Genomic DNA, 15,521 nt, shown 5'->3' with positions numbered 1-15,521 from the left:
CGCGAGCGAATGTGAAGCCGGCGTGCAGCGCCGGCCCGGAATTCCATGAAACAAGGCGTCCTGCGCCTGTCCCGCGGTGAAACCGTCAGCCGCGATTCATCGCCGCGGCGACGGTCGCGTCATTCGCGCATCAAGGTCGATTTGCCGAACAGGCTCTCGACCAGGTCGACCGCGAGCTTGGCGGTGCGGTTGCGCTTGTCGAGGATCGGATTGAGTTCGACGATGTCCAGCGAAGCCAGGCGGCCGCTGTCGGCGATCATCTCCATCACCAACTGCGCCTCACGATAGTTCGGACCGCCCGGCACCGTGGTGCCGACGCCCGGGGCGATGCTCGGATCGAGGAAGTCGACGTCGAAGCTGACGTGCAGATGGGTGTTTTCGTCGACGCCTTCGAGCGCCTCCTCCATCACCCGCTTCATGCCGATCTCGTCGATGTAGCGCATGTCGTAGACATCGAGCCCGTGCTGCTGGATCAACTGCTTCTCGCCGCGATCGACCGAGCGGATGCCGATCTGGCGGATCTCGTCGGGGCGCATCGCCGGCGCCGAACCGCCGAGATGGGTCAGGGCTTCCGGGCCGAGACCGCACAGGCACGACACCGGCATGCCGTGGATGTTGCCCGACGGCGTGACCTGGCTGGTATTGAAGTCGGCGTGCGCATCGAGCCAGAGCACGCGCAATTGCTTGCCGGTCTCGCGGCAGTGCTGCGCGACCGCGGTGATCGAACCCAGGCCGAGGCAGTGATCGCCGCCGAGCAGGATCGGCATGCGCCCCTCGCGCAGTTCCGCGCCGACCGCATCCATCACCAGACGATTCCAGGCCACCACCTCGGGCAGATGGCGATAGCCTTCGACCGGCTTTTGCCAGGGATTGCGCGGGCCGTCGAGGTTGCCGCGATCGACCACGTCGACGCCGCGCGCGGCGAGAGCTTCGCCGAGACCGGCGATGCGCAGCGCTTCCGGCCCCAGGCGCGCGCCGCGATGGCCTGCACCGACGTCGGTCGGCGCACCGAGCAAGGACACCGGAGGATAAGTACGACTCATGTGAATTCCTCTTCCCTGCGCCGGCGTTGCGACGCACGAGGGATATCGATAGTGAACGCAGACGATGCCCGCGGCATCGCGCGATCGCCGCAACAGGGCCGCGCGTTGCGCTGCGGCCGCCGACGATGCCGGCATTCTAGCGCAGGGCGGATGCGGGGCTGGGGGCGGGCTGTTGAGCGGCGCTAGGGCGTTGCGCTGCAGCACGGGTGGTGCGGGTTGGGGCGAGCGCGCTCGGCCCCTGCCGCAGTTCACGATGCTCTGGGGCCGACACCGCAATCACGCCGTTCGGAAGGTAGCCGTGGGACGCAGTGCGTTGGCGTCTGCTCGCCTGCGCTGTGGCGGAGACAGGACAGCCAGGGCAGTGTTCTGACGGAAGCCGGAACGATTCGCGCCGTTGGATGGATTGGCCGGGCGGCTATCTTTTCTTGAGCTCACTTGGCCGGGCGGTTGTCTTTATTCGGATTTACGTGGTGCCGCTTGTCCGAATCGAACGGACGACCGCTCGCTTACAAGGCGAGTGCTCTACCAACTGAGCTAAAGCGGCAAGGTACGTGACGGCGCGTCGTGCGGATCGGGACCCAGGGTTCGATACGGCGACGGCAGGCGCATTCTACGCGCCCCCGCCTCCCACGGACAGCGCGCTCAGCCGAGGGTGCCGCAGGACACAGTGCGCCAACGCTGCGCACCGGCGGCGCGGCGCAAGGCATCGCCGTTCGAGGTGGTGGTGGCGGCATCGATCCAGGTCGCCGAGGCGGTCTCGCCGAGCGCTTCGACCCGCGCCGGGAAACCGGCTTCGCTGAGCGAAGAGGCACGCTTGCGCGCCGACTCCTCACTGCGGAAGCGGCCGAGGGCGATGCCGTTGGCGTCGGCGCCACCGCCGCCCATCACGAACAGATCGCTGAAACCGGCGGCGCGAATGCGCTGCGCGGTCGCTTGCGCGGCCTCCGCGCTCGCGGCCGGCGGCAGATATACCCGCCAACCGCGCGAAGGATTCGAGGTGCCGGCCTGAGCGCGCGTCGCCAGCTTCTGCGCGAGCGGTTGCAACTTCGCCCGTGCCGCGTCGGCGGCCGCGGCATCGGCGAAGGGGCCGATGCTGAAGCACTGCGCTTTCGCCACTTCGGCCGGCGGCGGCACTGGCGTCGCGGCGGCGGTAGGCGGCGGCAGTGCGGCCGGCGGCGCGCCGCTCGCAGCATCGAGCTTCGCCGCCGCTGCCTCCGCCTTGGCCGCTTCGGTCTGATCGGCATCGGGCTGGCGCGCGCTCGTCGCCGGCAGCTTGCCGGCGCTGTCCACCAAGGCGGCGGCCGGCGCCGACGGCGCAGTCGCCCCGGCTTGCGCTACGGCCTTGGACTCGGCCAGCTTGGATTCGCCGGCCAGTTGCAGGCGGGCCACGCCGAGCGGCAGTGTCTCCTCGGCCGCGGCGGCCGGGACGGGACGCGCGACCCACCAGGCGGCAACGCCGATGTTGAGCGCGATCAGCAGAACGATGAGGGCACGGACGAGCATGCGCGGATTCTATCGCCTGGGGTCAGGGGGAAGTTTCGATGCCGGCCCAGATCGCGAGTCCTTGCAGGACCAGCGTCGGGGCCAGGGTCGGCGACGGCAGAGCGGCGGCCAGCGCATCGGCGCCGCCGCCGTGCAACAGCAGACGCGGCCGCTGGCCGAGTTTCGCGGTCGCCGAGGCCAGGCTGCGTTCGATCAGGGCCAATGCCGCGCCGTCGCAACCCGAGGCCAGGGCATCTTCGGTGTCGGCGGCGAAATCGAGCGTCTCGCCGCCGTGTTCGGGCAATTGCGGCGCGCGCGCATGCAAGGCCTCGCGCATCAGGGTCGGCGACGGCGCGATCAGGCCGCCGTGGTGCAGGCCGTCGGCGTCGAGCAGATCGATGGTGAGCGCAGTGCCGACGCCGCAGATCAAGGCCGCGCCCTCGCCTTGCGCGTGCGCGCCGAGCAAGGCCAGGAAACGGTCGGCGCCGAGCTTGCGCGGTTCGGCATAGGCGATACGCACCGTATCGGAGCGCGCCGCGGCGAAACCCTGCGGCGAGCGGAAACTCGCTTGGGTGCGCGCGATCGAGATCCGCCGGCAATGCACGGTCAGTGCTTCGAGCACCGCCAGGCGCAAGGCCGGATGCGCCACGCTGGCCAGATAGGCGACCTCGATCCGCTCCGCCGGCAAGGCCTCGGCGAGTGCGGCGGCGACGTCTTCCTCGCGATGCGGCAGCGCCACGGCGTCGCCGGGGCGGCCGTCGGCGCCGAGCGGCGCGCACTTGAGCCGGGTGTTGCCGAGATCGAATAACCAGGCGCTCAACGCGATGCTCCTTGCGCGCGCCGCACGCTGACTTCGCCGGCATGGAAACGACGTTCCTCGCCATCGTCCAGGCGCACGCGCAGGGCGCCGTCGTCGGCCAGGCCGAGGGCGATACCCTGATGCGTCGCGTCGGCACCGTGCACGCTGATCGCCTGCCCGGCCAATGCATCGAACGCGGCGTAACGGTCGAGGAACGGCGCCAACCCGGCGGCGTCGAATTCGTCCAGCGCCGGCAGCAAGCGCTCCAGCAGGGCCGCAGCGACCGTGTCGCGCGCTACTGCATGCCCGCCGGCAAGGCCGGACAGGTCGCTCCAGGGCTGGTCGATCGAGGCCGCAGCCGCGGCCGGCATGCGCACGTTGAGCCCGAGCCCGATCACCGCGCGCGCCGGACCGGCGTATTCGCCGCCGCCTTCGATCAGCAGGCCGCCGAGCTTGCGCAGGCCATAGCCGTCGAGCACGACCAGGTCGTTCGGCCATTTCAGCCGCACCGCGGCATAGCCGAGGCCTTGCAGGGCCTCGACCGCGGCGATGCCGGCGACCAGGCTCAGCCCGCCGAGGCGCGCCAGGCCCCCTCCGAACGAGCGCGACAACGAGAGATACAGATGCGCGGCCAATGGCGAGGCCCAGACCCGGCCGCGGCGCCCGCGGCCGCCGGTCTGGCGTTCGGCCAGCAACACCGCGACGCCTTGCGCCGGGGTCGGCCGGCGCAACAGTTCGCTGTTGGTCGAATCGATGCTCCAGGCCACTTCGAGCGCGGCCAGCCGCAGCCGCGTCGGCGCCGACAGGGCCGCGACTATCGCCTCGGCATCGAGCAGATCCAGCGGCTGCGACAACGCATAACCGCGCCCGGGCTTGGCTTCGATCGCTACCCCCGCTTCGCGCAAGGCTTCGATGCGCTTCCACACCGCCGCGCGGGTCTGCCCGGCGGCGCTGGCGAGCGCGTCGCCGGTGGCGGGGCCTGCGATCAAGTGCTGCAACAGCGCGCGGTCGTCCATCAGCTCCGGCGCCAACGGTGCAGCAGACGCGCGCCGGCGAAGCGCGATTCGGTACCGGCGCGCAGACGCGCCAGATTGCCGCGGTGGGTGAACACGACCAACAGTGCGGCGGCGATCGCGAAGCATTGCCGCGGCAGGCCGGCATCGCCGAACCAGGCGAGCAGCGGCAGGCACAGCGCCGCGATCACCGTGGCCAGGCCGACATAACCGCTGGCGATCAGCACCACCGCCCAGACCAGCAACAGCAGCGGCACCGCGAACGGCCACAGCACCATCAGCGCGCCGACCAGGGTGGCCGCGCCCTTGCCGCCGCGGAAGCCGTGCCAGATCGGCCAGACATGGCCCAGCACGGCGGCGAACGCGGCGAGGTAACCGTGCGCGGTCACCGACAAGTCGTCGCCGACCGGCGCGAAGCGCAGCGCCAGCCAGGTCGCCAGCGCGCCCTTGCCGATATCGATGAAGACCACGACCGCGGCGAAGCGCAGGCCCTGGGTACGGAAGGCATTGGTGCCGCCGGCGTTGCCGCTGCCCTGCTGGCGGATATCGACGCCGCGCAAGCGGCCCAGCAGCAGGCTGCCCGACAGGGAACCGATCGCGTACGCCGCCAGCAACAACACCACCGACAACGGCGCCACCGCGATGGCGGCGGACAGGGGCGGCGGGAGGGCGGCGAGCGACATGGGCGAATTATGCGCGAGCCGCTACGAGAGCCGATACGGATTCGAGCGCCGTGCCGGCGGATACACCGTTGCGCGGCGACGGTCGCGGACATGAGCCTTCGCGGGGCTGCCGGGGATCGAGCTGCGGCTTGCGCCGTTCCTGCCTCTGAACGGCGTCGGCTAGGGGTAGGAGCGGCGCGAGCAGCGACCGCGCCCTTTGGGATCGAGCTGCTGCTTGCGCCGTTCCTGCCTCTGAACGGCGTCGGCTAGGGGTAGGAGCGGCGCGAGCCGCGACCGCGCCCTTTCGCGCTTGCCGCGTAACCGTTGGGCCGCGGCCTCAGCCCGGCGCCGGCTGCACCGACACCAGCAACGCCCCGCGCCCGGCATGGGCGCCCAACGCCGGCCCGGTCTCGACCAACCAGGCCTGTTCCAGGTCGAGGCGGCGGCGCAGGGCTTCGAGCAGACGCTCGCCGTCGCCCAGGGCATCGCAATGGCCGACGATCGCGCGCCAGCGCTGCCCGTCCGGCAGGCGCCGCGTCAGATGGCAGGCAAAGGCCTCGGGCGCGTCCTTCCTGGCGAACAAGCCGCCGCTGACGCTCAGCCGCCCCTCCGGCTTCATCTTCGCGACTGGGGTTAGGCCGGTGTAACGCACCAGCGGCCCGGCCCAGGGCGGAATCCGCCCGCCGCGCACCGCGTGCGAGATATCCCGCGCCATCGCCCAGGTCCGAGTCAGCGGACGCAGGCGTTCGAGTTCGGCCACGATCACCGCCAGCTCGGCGCCGTCGGCGGCCAACTCGGCCGCACGCCAGGCCAGCAAGGCCTGGCCGCCGGCGGCATTGAAACTGTCGAACACCTGCACCCGGCGCGCATCGGCACGCGCCGCGGCCTGTTCGCCCGACTGCAGGGTGCCGGAGACCGCGCGCGACAGGCCGACGTACAGAACCTCGGCGCGGTGCCCCAGCAGGAACTCGAAGGCGCGGCGGAAATCGCCCGGCGGCGGCTGGCTGGTGCGCGGCAAGTCGGCGCTGCCGGCCATGCGCCGGTAGAACTCGGCGGTGGCCAGGCCGATCTTGTCGAGATAGTCGCGGCCGTCGATCGACACCCGCACCGGCACCACGTGCAGGCCGTAGCGTTCGGCCAGGGCCTCGGGCAGATCGGCGGCGCTGTCGGTCACCACCGCCACCCGCTGCACCCGTTCGACGCTGCGTTGCTGTTGCAGCATGTCGTCGGCCTTCATGGCCTCGACCGCGCCGAACGCCGCGCAGGCATCGAACAAACGCTGCGGCGCGCCGACGTGGGCATGCACGCGCATGCGCGCCTCGCCGCCGGCCAGGACCAGCGAATCGGCGCCGACCGCTTCGAGCGCGGCCAGCAGCCGGCCGCGTTCGATGCCGCTGCCGATCACCAGGCATTCGCTGCACCAGCGCCGCTGTGGGTCGACCGCATCGTGCACCGGTGCCAGCGCTTCCCCGTGTCCGGCGCAGGCTTCGTTGGCCGCGCTGACGCCGGCATGCACGCGCAGCGCGCGCGGGCCGCCGTCGACGAATTCGGCGATGCCTTCGAGCAGATCGACGAAACCCTTGGCGCCCGCATCGACCACGCCAGCCTTCTGCAGCAGCGCCATCTGCTGCGGCGTGCGCGCCAGCGCGTTGCGGGCTTGGATCAGCGCGGCGGCGAAACCCGGGCGCGGGTCGCCGTCGCGACTGGCCAGGGCGGCTTCGTCGAGGGCGTCGGCGAAGGCATTGATGACGCTGAGAATGGTGCCCTCGACCGGATGCGCCAGTGCGGCCCGGGCATTGACCGCGCCGTGGCGCACCGCGGCGGCGAGGGTCGCGGCGTCGAGCTCGGGCCGGCTGCGGGCGTACTCCGCCACCCCGTGCAGGAACTGGGCCAGGATCGCCCCGGAGTTGCCGCGCGCGCCGTCGATGGCGTCGTCGCCGATCCGCAACAGCAGCTCGCCGATATGGCGGCTGCGCCGGCTCAGCGCCCCATTCAGCAGACTGCCCAGGGTATGCGCGAGGTTGTTGCCGGTGTCGCCGTCGGCGACCGGGAACACGTTGATCCGGTTGAGCAAGTCGCGCCCGGCGATGACCCGGCGCGCCCCCGCGATCAAGGCCCGGCGCAGGGCCGGCGCGGTCAGCGGAGGATGGGCGATCGCCATGGCGGCAGTCTGCGGCAAACCGGCGCGGGCGCCTGTTGCGGCGCAGCATCGATCTTGCGCGACCGGAGGCGGCCCCAGGTCGCAGTTTCGCGCTATAGTCGGGAAATCGCTCGACGCCGGATTCCGGCCGGGCCGATCAAGGATTCCGCCATGTTACGGATCTGTCTGTGCCTGCTGTTCGCCCTCGCCAGTGCGACCTTGGCCGTCGCGGACGTCGGTGCACGCGAAGTCAACAAGCTCAGCCCGAACGATGCCTGCCCCGAAAGCAGCGCATCGCGCAAGGACACGGCGGCCCGACCGAGCAGCCGCAGCGCCGCGCCGCCGACCGCGCGCGACACCAAGGCCAAGCCGAGCGTGCACAGCGACGCCGAAGGCAACAACCGCCTGCAGTCGCCGCGTTGGCACAACTTCCTGCCGGGCATGTTCCGCTGATCCGCTGACGGCACCGCCTTTGTTCGACCTGTTGCGCCGTCTGCGGCGCCCGCCCCTGATCGATGACGCCTTGTGGCGCGACGCCGTCGTCGCCTTGCCGTGGGCGCGCGCGCTCGACCCGCAGCGCCAGCAACGCCTGCGCGAGCTGGCGGCGCGTTTCCTGCACGAAAAAACCATCAGCCCGATCGGCGAGCTCGAACTCGACGCGCACCAGCGTTGCCTGCTCGCCGCCTTGTGCTGCCTGCCCTTGCTCGAGTTCGGCCGAGAGGGCCTGCGCGGCTGGTCGCAGTTGATCGTCTACCCCGATGCGTTCCGGGTGAACCGCAGCCACACCGATGCGGCCGGCGTGCTGCACGAATGGCAGGACGAATTGATCGGCGAGTCCTGGGAGGCCGGCCCCTTGATCCTGTCCTGGGCCGACGTGCTGGCCGACTGCGAGGAACCGCGCGCCGGCTTCTGCGTGGCCGCGCACGAGATGGCGCACAAGCTCGATCTGCTCGACGACCTGCTCGACGGCACCCCGCCCTTGCCGCGCCCGTGGCAACGCGAATGGGCGCGCGATTTCCAACAAGCCTACGACGCCTTCGTCGCCGACGTCGACGCTGGCCGCGACACCGCCATCGACCCTTACGCCGCCGAAGCGCCCGAAGAATTCTTCGCCGTCGCCACCGAATACCACTTCAGCGACCCCGCCCTGCTGCGCGAGCAGATGCCCGCGGTGGCCGCGCATTTGGAGCGGTTCTATGGGGTTTCGCCGTTCGCTTGAGCGGGGCGGCGGGCCCCTGTAGGAGCGGCGTAAGCCGCGACTGACCGAAGCGGGGAAGTACCAGGTCACCCAGCCGAGGCCAGGTGAGCCCGTATGCGGGGGTAACCACGCCGATTGTCCGGGCTTCGGGGATGACGCTTGCGTACGTCGCGTTGGTTGGTCGCGGCTTACGCCGCTCCTACCCTAAGCCATCGCAGCCACACGATTACCGCTATCGTTGCTCTTGCTGTTGCTCTTGCTGTTGCTCTTGCTGTGCGCCGCACCGCGCACACGATGCAATTGAAGACCCAGAGGGCGGCGCGCAGGGATGCGCGCCGTTTTTCATCGGGACAGGGATGTCCCGTATCCTTTCTTTTGTTGCTTTAGACAAAAGAAAGTAACCCGCCGCTTTAGTGGCGGAAGCTTTTAGCGTTTGATCTTGATCTTGATCTTGCGGGAGCGATACGCCGCGAGACCATTACAGCGCGGTCGCGGCTTATGACCAGAGGAAAGCCCTGTAGGACGCCGCTCCTACAAAGGCCTCCTCGAGACGACGCGAGGTCGAGGCATCGCGGTCGCGGCTCGCGCCGCTCCTACCCCTGCGACGAATCACATCTTCGATCAATGACGAAGGCGTTGCGGACTCGGCACGTCCCGCGGTCGCGGCTTGTGACCGAAGGAAATCCAGTAGGACGCCGCTCCTACCCTGGCAAGCGCACGCCGCTTCGACGAATAACTATGGCCTTCGTTGCCTCGGCACGTCCCGCGGTCGCGGCTTACGCCGCTCCTACAGGGGCCATCCGAAACGACACGGAGATCGAAGCACAACCAGCGCAGGCGCAATCGCGGCGCGCCCAGCGCCTCACAATCCCGGCGGCAACTTAACCTCAAACCGCGCCCCGCCCAGTTCCTCCGACGGAATCACGTCGAGCGTGCCGCGATACCCGCGCACCAGGTCCTGCACGATCGCCAGGCCGATACCATGGCCATGCACGCGCTCGTCGCCGCGCACACCGCGCTGCAGGACGGAGGCGATCTTTTCCGGCGGAATGCCGGGGCCGTCGTCGTCGACGGCAAGCAACAAGCCCGGCCGGCGGTTGGCCGCGGTCTCGCCCGACTGCACCGTCAGCAGCACGCGCGAGTTCGCCCACTTGAACGCGTTCTCGAGCAGGTTGCCGAGCAGTTCCTGCAGGTCGCCCGGCTCGCCGTGGAACTGCACGCCCTCGGCGACGTCGAACTCGCACAGGATGCCCTTGGACGAATACACCTTCTCCAGGCCGCGCACGATCTCTTCGGCATGCGGTTCGATCGCGATCGGCGCGGCGAACAACGCATGGCCGCCGGATGCAGCGCGCGACAGCTGATACGAAACCAGGTCGTTCATGCGCCGCAACTGCACGTCGACGTCTTCGCGGAGGCCGGCATCGATCGCCGCGCCACCGTTCTGGTCGTCGTCCAGGCGCGCGCGCAGCACCGCCAACGGCGTCTTCAAGCTGTGCGCCAGGTCGGCCAGGGTGTTGCGCTGGCGGTCGAGGTTTTCGCGCTCGCTCTCGATGAAGGCGTTGATGCTTTCGGTCAGCGGTTCCAGCTCGCGCGGGTGGCGCTCGCTCATGCGCGAGGCCAGGCCGCGCTGCACGCGCTTGAGCTCCTCGATCACGCGCTTCAGCGGGCGCAGGCTCCATTGCATGATCAGCGCCTGCAGCAGCAGCAGGATCACGCCGGCGCCGCCGAGGTTGCGCCACAACGACAGGCGGAACACCGCGACCTGCTGGCGCAACGCGCTGGTGTCTTCGAGGATGTAGATCGTGTACTGGAACTCGGACTTGGAGTCGCCGTCGACGCTCCAGATCAGGCCGCGCCCATAGCGATAGGCCTCGCCGGCATGGCCGTTGATCTCGGTGATCGGCAACGGGCCTTCGAAGGTCTCCTCGGCGGCCTTGAGCATGCCGCCGTCGGGCAGCACCGGCCCTTGCGCGGACATCGAGTCCCAGTGCCCGTTAGGCAGGATCACTTCCGCGTACAGGCCACTGCCGGGCCGGTCGAAACGCGGGTCCGGCGGGTCATAGGGCGGGATGATTTCGCCGCCGCGGCCGAAATCGGTGTCGGCGGCATAGGCCAGCGCATAACTGGTCAGGCGCTGGCGCATGTTGCTCTCGGCCGTTTCCAGGAACGCGCGGTCGAGCGCGTAGCCGGCCAGGGCCAGGAAAGCGAGCAGGCCGAGGCTGGCGGCCAGCAACTGGCGCGCACGCAGCGAGCGGGGCTGACCCCAGCTCATGGCGTCGGACGGGCCGGACGGCCCGCATCAGGAGGAGACGCGGGCCGCATAGGGGTCCGGAAAGGTTCCTGGATCAGTCGCCGCTGCGCGGAATGGCGAACCGGTAGCCGCGACCGCGTACGGTCTCGATCGGCTTCAGGGCGCCGTCCGGGTCGAGCTTCTTGCGCAGGCGGCCGATGAAGACCTCCAGCACGTTCGAGTCGCGGTCGAAATCCTGCTGGTAGATGTGCTCGGTCAGGTCGGCCTTCGAGACCAACTCGCCGGCGTGCATCATCAGGTATTCCAGGACCTTGTACTCGTAGCTCGTCAGGTCGACGTTGCCGCCGTTGACGCTGACCGTCTGCGCCGCCAGGTCGAGCATGACCGGGCCGCATTCCAGGGTCGGCTTGCTCCAGCCCGCGGCGCGGCGCACCAGCGCGTTGAGACGCGCCAGCAGCTCCTCGACGTGGAAGGGCTTGACCAGGTAGTCGTCGGCGCCCTGTTTCAGGCCCTCGACCTTGTCCTGCCAGCTCGACCGCGCGGTCAGGATCAGCACCGGGAACTTCTTGCCTTCGTCGCGCAGGGCCTTGATCAGCTCCATGCCCGACATCTTCGGCAAGCCCAGGTCGATGATGCCCAGGTCGAACGGCACCTCGCGGCCCATGTACAGGCCTTCCTCGCCGTCTTGCGCGGCATCGACCGCGAAGCCCTCACGCTTGAGGCGGGCGGCCAGGGTCTCGCGCAGCGGCGCTTCGTCTTCGACCAGCAGAATTCGCATGGGCACTCCCTTGTATAAATATCGGCCCGACAGGATCGTCCGGGCCGTCGAAGCGAAGGTTAGTCGTTGTTATTGTCGTCGCGGCGTGTAGGGCGGTCGTCGTCGCGGCGCCCGCGCTGCTGCGGGTCGTCCATGTATATCCGGACCCGGCCGCTGGAATCGACGACCTTGACCCGGTTTACGTCACGGCCGTCGAAAGGAATGCGCTCGGCGCTCAGGACCTGGCCGCCGCCGCTCTCCCGCTCGACCCGACGGATGGCGTCGGACAGGGAGCGATGGTCGTCGCGGCGGTCGTGCCCGCGGCCGCCACGGCCGTCGTCGTGCTGAGCCAAGGCATTGCCGGCCGCGGCGCCCGAGGCGACGAGCAGCAGCAACGACAGGACGCGGGTGGACCGGATGCTCATGACGATCTTAGGATGCCCCAGCGGAACAATAATGTGCGAACTTGCGACGTGGGGGCATTTTCGGAACGGGGCAGTGAATCCGATCTGAACTTTTCGCTTGCATCCGGCTGCCATTCAGGCCGGTTCGACCGCCATCACACGTAGCGCCAGCAAAGTCCGTGCGCAGCTGAGAGTCATTCCTAATAAATCTCGCCGACGCAGCAGCGCAGTGAGCCGCCGCCGGCCTCGATCGCGTCCAGTTCGACCGTCTCCAGCGCGAAACCGGCCGCGGCCAGTCCGGCCCGGGTGGGCCCGGCCAGCGCCCGCCCGGCGGCGGCGCTCATCCAGACCCGGTCGGCCGACAGCGCGATCGAATTGGCCACGAAGGCGGCGTGCTCGGCCGCCGACAGAATCATCCCGTGCGGGGCATAGAAGCCGGCGATGGCCGACGCCAGCGCCGGCTCGGCGAAACCGGCCGGGCTGACCAGCGCGGCGCGGCCGGCCAGGACCGTCAGCACGACATTGGTGTGGTATTCGCCCGGCGCCAGCTCGAACAGCAGGGTCGCGCGCAGGCCCAGGGCCTCGTGCATCAGCCGTGCGCCGGCCTCGTCGCAGCGCTCGGACAGGCCGGCATAGCCCAGACCGCGGGCACGGTCGACCACCAGGGCGCCGGTCAGCTCGCAGGGGTGGCCCTGCAGCGACAGATCGACCGCCCGATAACCCAGCACCTGGCCGAAGAAGGCGCGGATGTCGGCGCGCCCGGCCTCGCGCTGGCGAACCGGGTGGCGCATCCGCCCCACCAGGTAGCGCGGCGCCCCGCCCGGCTCCCGCGCCGCGTCGGGTCGCCCGGTCGCGAACACGTTGTTGGGGAACAAGGCGTCCGGGGTGTCCGGATCGCCGGCGAAGCAGATCGTGGGCAGTACCGCCGACAGACTGCGCTGGAGCTCGCAATGCTGGGCGCTGGCGCGGCTGGGGTCGAAATCGGCGGCCTGCGCCATGTAGCGGTTGTCGCCGGCCGACTGCTCGGCGCGGGCGAACCCGTCCGGCGCGACCAGGAACGCCGCGCGCGCCGTGGCCGGGCCGAAATCGGCGGCGAGGGTGCGGGCCTGGGCGAAGAAGGCATCGGGATCGCGGGTGATCATGCGGACTCGCAGGCAGGCGCCGGTGGGGTTGGCGGAGGGCTATGGACGCGGCAGAACCGGGAAACGCTGGTACCAGGACCTCAGGCGGCGTCGCGCGCGGCGAAGGATTCGGTCACCGCCAGGGCTTGCTCGATCAGGGACCAGTCGGCGCCGGGCTTATGCGCGCCCTCGCTGAGCACCTGGCGGAAGGCGCGACCGCCGCGCTCGCCATGGAACAGGCCGAGCATGTGCCGGGTGATGTGCTTCAGGAACACCCCACGCGCGAGCTCCGCCTCGACATAGGGCCGCAACGAACGCAGCAGCTCGGCGCGGCTGCGCAACTCGCCGCCGAACCAGGCGGTGTCGATCCGATGCAGCACGTAAGGCTCGTGATAGGCCGCGCGGCCGAGCATTGAGCCGTCGGCGTGTTCCAGGTGCGAGGTCGCCTCTTCGGCCGTGGCGATGCCGCCATTAACTAGGATCTTGAGCTGCGGCCGTTCGCGCTTGAGCTGATACGCCCAGTCGTAACGCAGCGGCGGCACTTCGCGATTCTCTTTCGGCGACAGCCCCTTGAGCCAGGCATTGCGCGCATGCACCACGAACATCGTGCAACCGGCCGCCGCGACCTCGTCGACGAAGGCCAGGAACACCTCGAAACGATGATCGTCGTCGACACCGAGACGGCACTTCACCGTCACCGGCACATCGCAAGCTGCGATCATCGCCGCGACCGACTCGGCGACCAGCGCCGGCTCGCGCATCAGGCAGGCGCCGAAACGCCCGGCCTGCACCCGGTCCGACGGGCAACCGCAATTGAGATTGATCTCGTCGAACCCGCGCTCGGCGCCGATCCGCGCCGCCTGCGCCAACAAGGCCGGCTCGCTGCCCCCGAGCTGCAAGGCCACCGGATGCTCCACCGGGTCCATCGCCAGCAGCCGCGCGCGGTCGCCGTGGATGACCGCATTCGCATGCACCATCTCGGTATACAACCGCGCATGCGGCGCCAGGGTGCGGTGAAACACCCGGCAATGCGAATCGGTCCAGTCCATCATTGGGGCGACGGACAGACGGATGGCCTGAGATTCCAATATTTTCCCGGTTGCTTCGATCACTGCTGAAACCCGCCTTGCCCTGATAAATACCCGGACCTGCCGAACTCGGACCGAGATAAGGCGTAAGTGTAGCAATGGCGGGGCGTGGGCACCTGAAAGCGATACTCACGGTTGCGTTAACTTGCACCCGGCCACAGCCGACGCGCCGTGCGCCCTACAGGAATATCGAAACGCCGGGTAATTACCCGAGGCCGGTGTAGGAAAAGTCTGATGTCAACGCGGCACGTCCTGAGCGATACTCCATGCGGTATTGCATCGTGGACATGCTGTCATGGCTGAACTCTCGCCACCGCCCGTTCCTAAGAAGCTGCGCGAGATGCTCAAGGATTACCCGGGGCATATCGAACGACTTCAGGAGCAACTGAATCGAGTAGCCGAAGAATCTAAATCGGTCAGCCCGAAATTCGAAGTTGCGATTTGGATGCTGGAAGGGCAACTCGAAGAGTTCATCCACGAGGCACAGGCCGAGCTTAGCGCCGCACGCGAAGGCGAGAATGACAGCATGATCGCCATGGCGAAGGAGCAGGAGAGCCTGATGTTCAGGGCCAGATCGAGCAATGGAGGCATGAAGGGCCTGCATGATCTATGGGATTACTTCGAAGAGAACAAGGACGCTTCCTAATGAACCGAAAGCGCAGTTCTCACGACCGAAGAATCCCCGAGTACGTGGCCAGCCCCCGGATACAATGCCCTGCAGAATGGAAAGTATGGCCATGACGAACGACGTTGCTCCTCTCTCCCCTCGCCATAACTCACTTCTGCCGCCTATACCCAAGCGGCTGACGGAAATGCTCAAGGACTACCCAGAGCACCTGGAGCGACTGCAAAAGACGCTTAATCAGGTAGCGGAAGAACCACCTTCGGTGAGCACCAAGTTCGAAATTGTGACTTGGATGCTACAAGGCCAGCTAGAGGAGTTTTTCCGGGAGGCTCGAGCCGAGTGGGAAGCAGCAAAGGCAAGCAAGGACGAGAGTGCAGTGGCCAGAGCTAAGGATAAGGAGCGATTGATGTCGCAGGCGGGCTGGAAGCACGTCTGGATCGGTGACGAAGCGCTATGGAGCTACTTTCAGCCGACGTAGAGCACCCCGAAGACCCCATCCAGTTCAGAGCCTGTCATTTCGCGACCAGTGCCGCACTTAACCCACGAATCTATTCCAGCTTGGTTTAAACGTTAGAAAGGGTTCCGCCATGACCAATATTTCACCCCCACCAGTTCCCGAGAAATTACGAGAAATGCTCAGCGAGTATCCGGGGCATATCGAGCGGCTACAGGAAGTGCTGAACAACGTCGTTTACGATGGCCGGGTACTTCTCATGCCGTTCGACCAGGCAATTTGGGCACTCGAAGGCCGCTTGGAAACCTTCATTCGTGAAGCCAACGCAGAGTATGAAGCATTACAAGCTAGCGGAGACGCAGAGGCGATTGCCCGAGCCGAGCAGAAGAGACGACTGATGTCACAGGCAAGCTGGAAGCATGTCTGGCTCACCGACGAAGCGCTTTGGAACTATTTCCAGCAGAGTTAAGGATGCATTCTG

16 protein-coding genes and 1 tRNA gene are annotated in these 15,521 nt (G+C 68.3%); 5 read left to right on the top strand and 12 right to left on the bottom strand.

Features of this window, described 5'->3' with window-relative positions:
* Positions 1-119: 119 nt before the first annotated feature.
* The 7 genes from rocF to EX88_RS0114400 form a co-directional block, all read right to left on the bottom strand.
* Entirely contained in the window at positions 120-1,043 is a 924-nt protein-coding gene (gene rocF / locus EX88_RS0114430; protein WP_031372695.1) for an arginase, read from the bottom strand.
* Between the two features lie 468 nt (positions 1,044-1,511).
* A tRNA-Thr gene (locus tag EX88_RS0114425) sits at positions 1,512-1,587 on the bottom strand.
* Positions 1,588-1,685: 98 nt separating this feature from the next.
* Positions 1,686-2,546, bottom strand: a complete 861-nt coding sequence (locus EX88_RS0114420) for an SPOR domain-containing protein (protein WP_031372694.1) — start codon at positions 2,544-2,546, stop codon at positions 1,686-1,688.
* Positions 2,547-2,568: 22 nt separating this feature from the next.
* On the bottom strand, positions 2,569-3,345 hold the full coding sequence (locus EX88_RS0114415; RefSeq protein ID WP_031372693.1) for a type III pantothenate kinase: 777 nt from the start codon (positions 3,343-3,345) through the stop codon (positions 2,569-2,571).
* Positions 3,342-4,340, bottom strand: a complete 999-nt coding sequence (gene birA / locus EX88_RS0114410; RefSeq protein WP_031372692.1) for a bifunctional biotin--[acetyl-CoA-carboxylase] ligase/biotin operon repressor BirA — start codon at positions 4,338-4,340, stop codon at positions 3,342-3,344. Before birA ends, EX88_RS0114415 begins: the two co-directional genes overlap by 4 nt.
* Positions 4,340-5,020: a glycerol-3-phosphate 1-O-acyltransferase PlsY gene (gene plsY, locus EX88_RS0114405; protein ID WP_051885127.1), complete on the bottom strand. Its 681-nt coding sequence runs from the start codon at positions 5,018-5,020 to the stop codon at positions 4,340-4,342. Before plsY ends, birA begins: the two co-directional genes overlap by 1 nt.
* A gap of 316 nt (positions 5,021-5,336) precedes the next feature.
* A complete protein-coding gene (locus tag EX88_RS0114400; protein ID WP_031372690.1) occupies positions 5,337-7,160 on the bottom strand; it encodes a DegV family protein in 1,824 nt (607 codons plus the stop codon).
* Positions 7,161-7,310: 150 nt separating this feature from the next.
* On the opposite strand from EX88_RS0114400, the gene EX88_RS0114395 reads away from it, so the two are divergent.
* Together EX88_RS0114395 and EX88_RS0114390 are read left to right on the top strand one after the other, a co-directional pair.
* A complete protein-coding gene (locus tag EX88_RS0114395; RefSeq protein WP_031372689.1) occupies positions 7,311-7,592 on the top strand; it encodes a hypothetical protein in 282 nt (93 codons plus the stop codon).
* A gap of 19 nt (positions 7,593-7,611) precedes the next feature.
* On the top strand, positions 7,612-8,358 hold the full coding sequence (locus EX88_RS0114390; RefSeq protein WP_235186288.1) for a zinc-dependent peptidase: 747 nt from the start codon (positions 7,612-7,614) through the stop codon (positions 8,356-8,358).
* Positions 8,359-9,199: 841 nt separating this feature from the next.
* On the opposite strand, the gene EX88_RS0114385 is transcribed toward EX88_RS0114390, so the two are convergent.
* From EX88_RS0114385 to dusA, 5 genes are all read right to left on the bottom strand, one after another.
* Complete coding sequence (locus EX88_RS0114385; RefSeq protein ID WP_031372687.1) at positions 9,200-10,612, bottom strand: ATP-binding protein; 1,413 nt, start codon at positions 10,610-10,612, stop codon at positions 9,200-9,202.
* 73 nt (positions 10,613-10,685) lie between these two features.
* On the bottom strand, positions 10,686-11,369 hold the full coding sequence (locus tag EX88_RS0114380) for a response regulator transcription factor (RefSeq protein ID WP_031372686.1): 684 nt from the start codon (positions 11,367-11,369) through the stop codon (positions 10,686-10,688).
* A gap of 59 nt (positions 11,370-11,428) precedes the next feature.
* The gene (locus EX88_RS0114375) at positions 11,429-11,773 is read right to left on the bottom strand and encodes a hypothetical protein (protein WP_235186287.1); all 345 of its coding nucleotides are present in this window, start codon (positions 11,771-11,773) and stop codon (positions 11,429-11,431) included.
* Positions 11,774-11,952: 179 nt separating this feature from the next.
* A complete protein-coding gene (locus EX88_RS0114370) occupies positions 11,953-12,894 on the bottom strand; it encodes an arginine deiminase-related protein (protein WP_031372684.1) in 942 nt (313 codons plus the stop codon).
* A gap of 80 nt (positions 12,895-12,974) precedes the next feature.
* Complete coding sequence (gene dusA, locus EX88_RS0114365) at positions 12,975-13,985, bottom strand: tRNA dihydrouridine(20/20a) synthase DusA (protein ID WP_031372683.1); 1,011 nt, start codon at positions 13,983-13,985, stop codon at positions 12,975-12,977.
* A gap of 271 nt (positions 13,986-14,256) precedes the next feature.
* Here dusA and EX88_RS0114360 point away from each other — a divergent pair, with 271 nt between their 5' ends.
* From EX88_RS0114360 to EX88_RS0114350, 3 genes are all read left to right on the top strand, one after another.
* Entirely contained in the window at positions 14,257-14,607 is a 351-nt protein-coding gene (locus tag EX88_RS0114360; RefSeq protein ID WP_235186278.1) for a hypothetical protein, read from the top strand.
* 91 nt (positions 14,608-14,698) lie between these two features.
* Positions 14,699-15,064 carry a hypothetical protein gene (locus EX88_RS23810; RefSeq protein WP_152566277.1) on the top strand — a complete coding sequence of 122 codons (366 nt, stop codon included), beginning with the start codon at positions 14,699-14,701 and terminating at the stop codon, positions 15,062-15,064.
* Between the two features lie 109 nt (positions 15,065-15,173).
* A complete protein-coding gene (locus EX88_RS0114350) occupies positions 15,174-15,509 on the top strand; it encodes a hypothetical protein (protein WP_152566276.1) in 336 nt (111 codons plus the stop codon).
* The last annotated feature ends 12 nt before the right edge of the window (positions 15,510-15,521 follow it).

The organism is Lysobacter antibioticus (assembly GCF_000731095.1).
Taxonomy (GTDB): domain Bacteria; phylum Pseudomonadota; class Gammaproteobacteria; order Xanthomonadales; family Xanthomonadaceae; genus Lysobacter; species Lysobacter antibioticus_B.
The sequence above is the reverse complement of the archived record's forward strand: the minus strand, read 5'-3'. Positions and strand labels throughout refer to the sequence as shown.

What these genes read in the sequence shown, in the direction of transcription:
- rocF (WP_031372695.1), bottom strand. Translation starts at nt 1,043, where the DNA reads ATGAGTCGTACTTATCCTCCGGTGTCCTTGCTCGGTGCGCCGACCGAC.
- EX88_RS0114420 (WP_031372694.1), bottom strand. Translation starts at nt 2,546, where the DNA reads ATGCTCGTCCGTGCCCTCATCGTTCTGCTGATCGCGCTCAACATCGGC.
- birA (WP_031372692.1), bottom strand. Translation starts at nt 4,340, where the DNA reads ATGGACGACCGCGCGCTGTTGCAGCACTTGATCGCAGGCCCCGCCACC.
- plsY (WP_051885127.1), bottom strand. Translation starts at nt 5,020, where the DNA reads ATGTCGCTCGCCGCCCTCCCGCCGCCCCTGTCCGCCGCCATCGCGGTG.
- EX88_RS0114400 (WP_031372690.1), bottom strand. Translation starts at nt 7,160, where the DNA reads ATGGCGATCGCCCATCCTCCGCTGACCGCGCCGGCCCTGCGCCGGGCC.
- EX88_RS0114395 (WP_031372689.1), top strand. Translation starts at nt 7,311, where the DNA reads ATGTTACGGATCTGTCTGTGCCTGCTGTTCGCCCTCGCCAGTGCGACC.
- EX88_RS0114385 (WP_031372687.1), bottom strand. Translation starts at nt 10,612, where the DNA reads ATGAGCTGGGGTCAGCCCCGCTCGCTGCGTGCGCGCCAGTTGCTGGCC.
- EX88_RS0114380 (WP_031372686.1), bottom strand. Translation starts at nt 11,369, where the DNA reads ATGCGAATTCTGCTGGTCGAAGACGAAGCGCCGCTGCGCGAGACCCTG.
- EX88_RS0114375 (WP_235186287.1), bottom strand. Translation starts at nt 11,773, where the DNA reads ATGAGCATCCGGTCCACCCGCGTCCTGTCGTTGCTGCTGCTCGTCGCC.
- EX88_RS0114370 (WP_031372684.1), bottom strand. Translation starts at nt 12,894, where the DNA reads ATGATCACCCGCGATCCCGATGCCTTCTTCGCCCAGGCCCGCACCCTC.
- EX88_RS0114360 (WP_235186278.1), top strand. Translation starts at nt 14,257, where the DNA reads ATGGCTGAACTCTCGCCACCGCCCGTTCCTAAGAAGCTGCGCGAGATG.
- EX88_RS23810 (WP_152566277.1), top strand. Translation starts at nt 14,699, where the DNA reads ATGACGAACGACGTTGCTCCTCTCTCCCCTCGCCATAACTCACTTCTG.
- EX88_RS0114350 (WP_152566276.1), top strand. Translation starts at nt 15,174, where the DNA reads ATGACCAATATTTCACCCCCACCAGTTCCCGAGAAATTACGAGAAATG.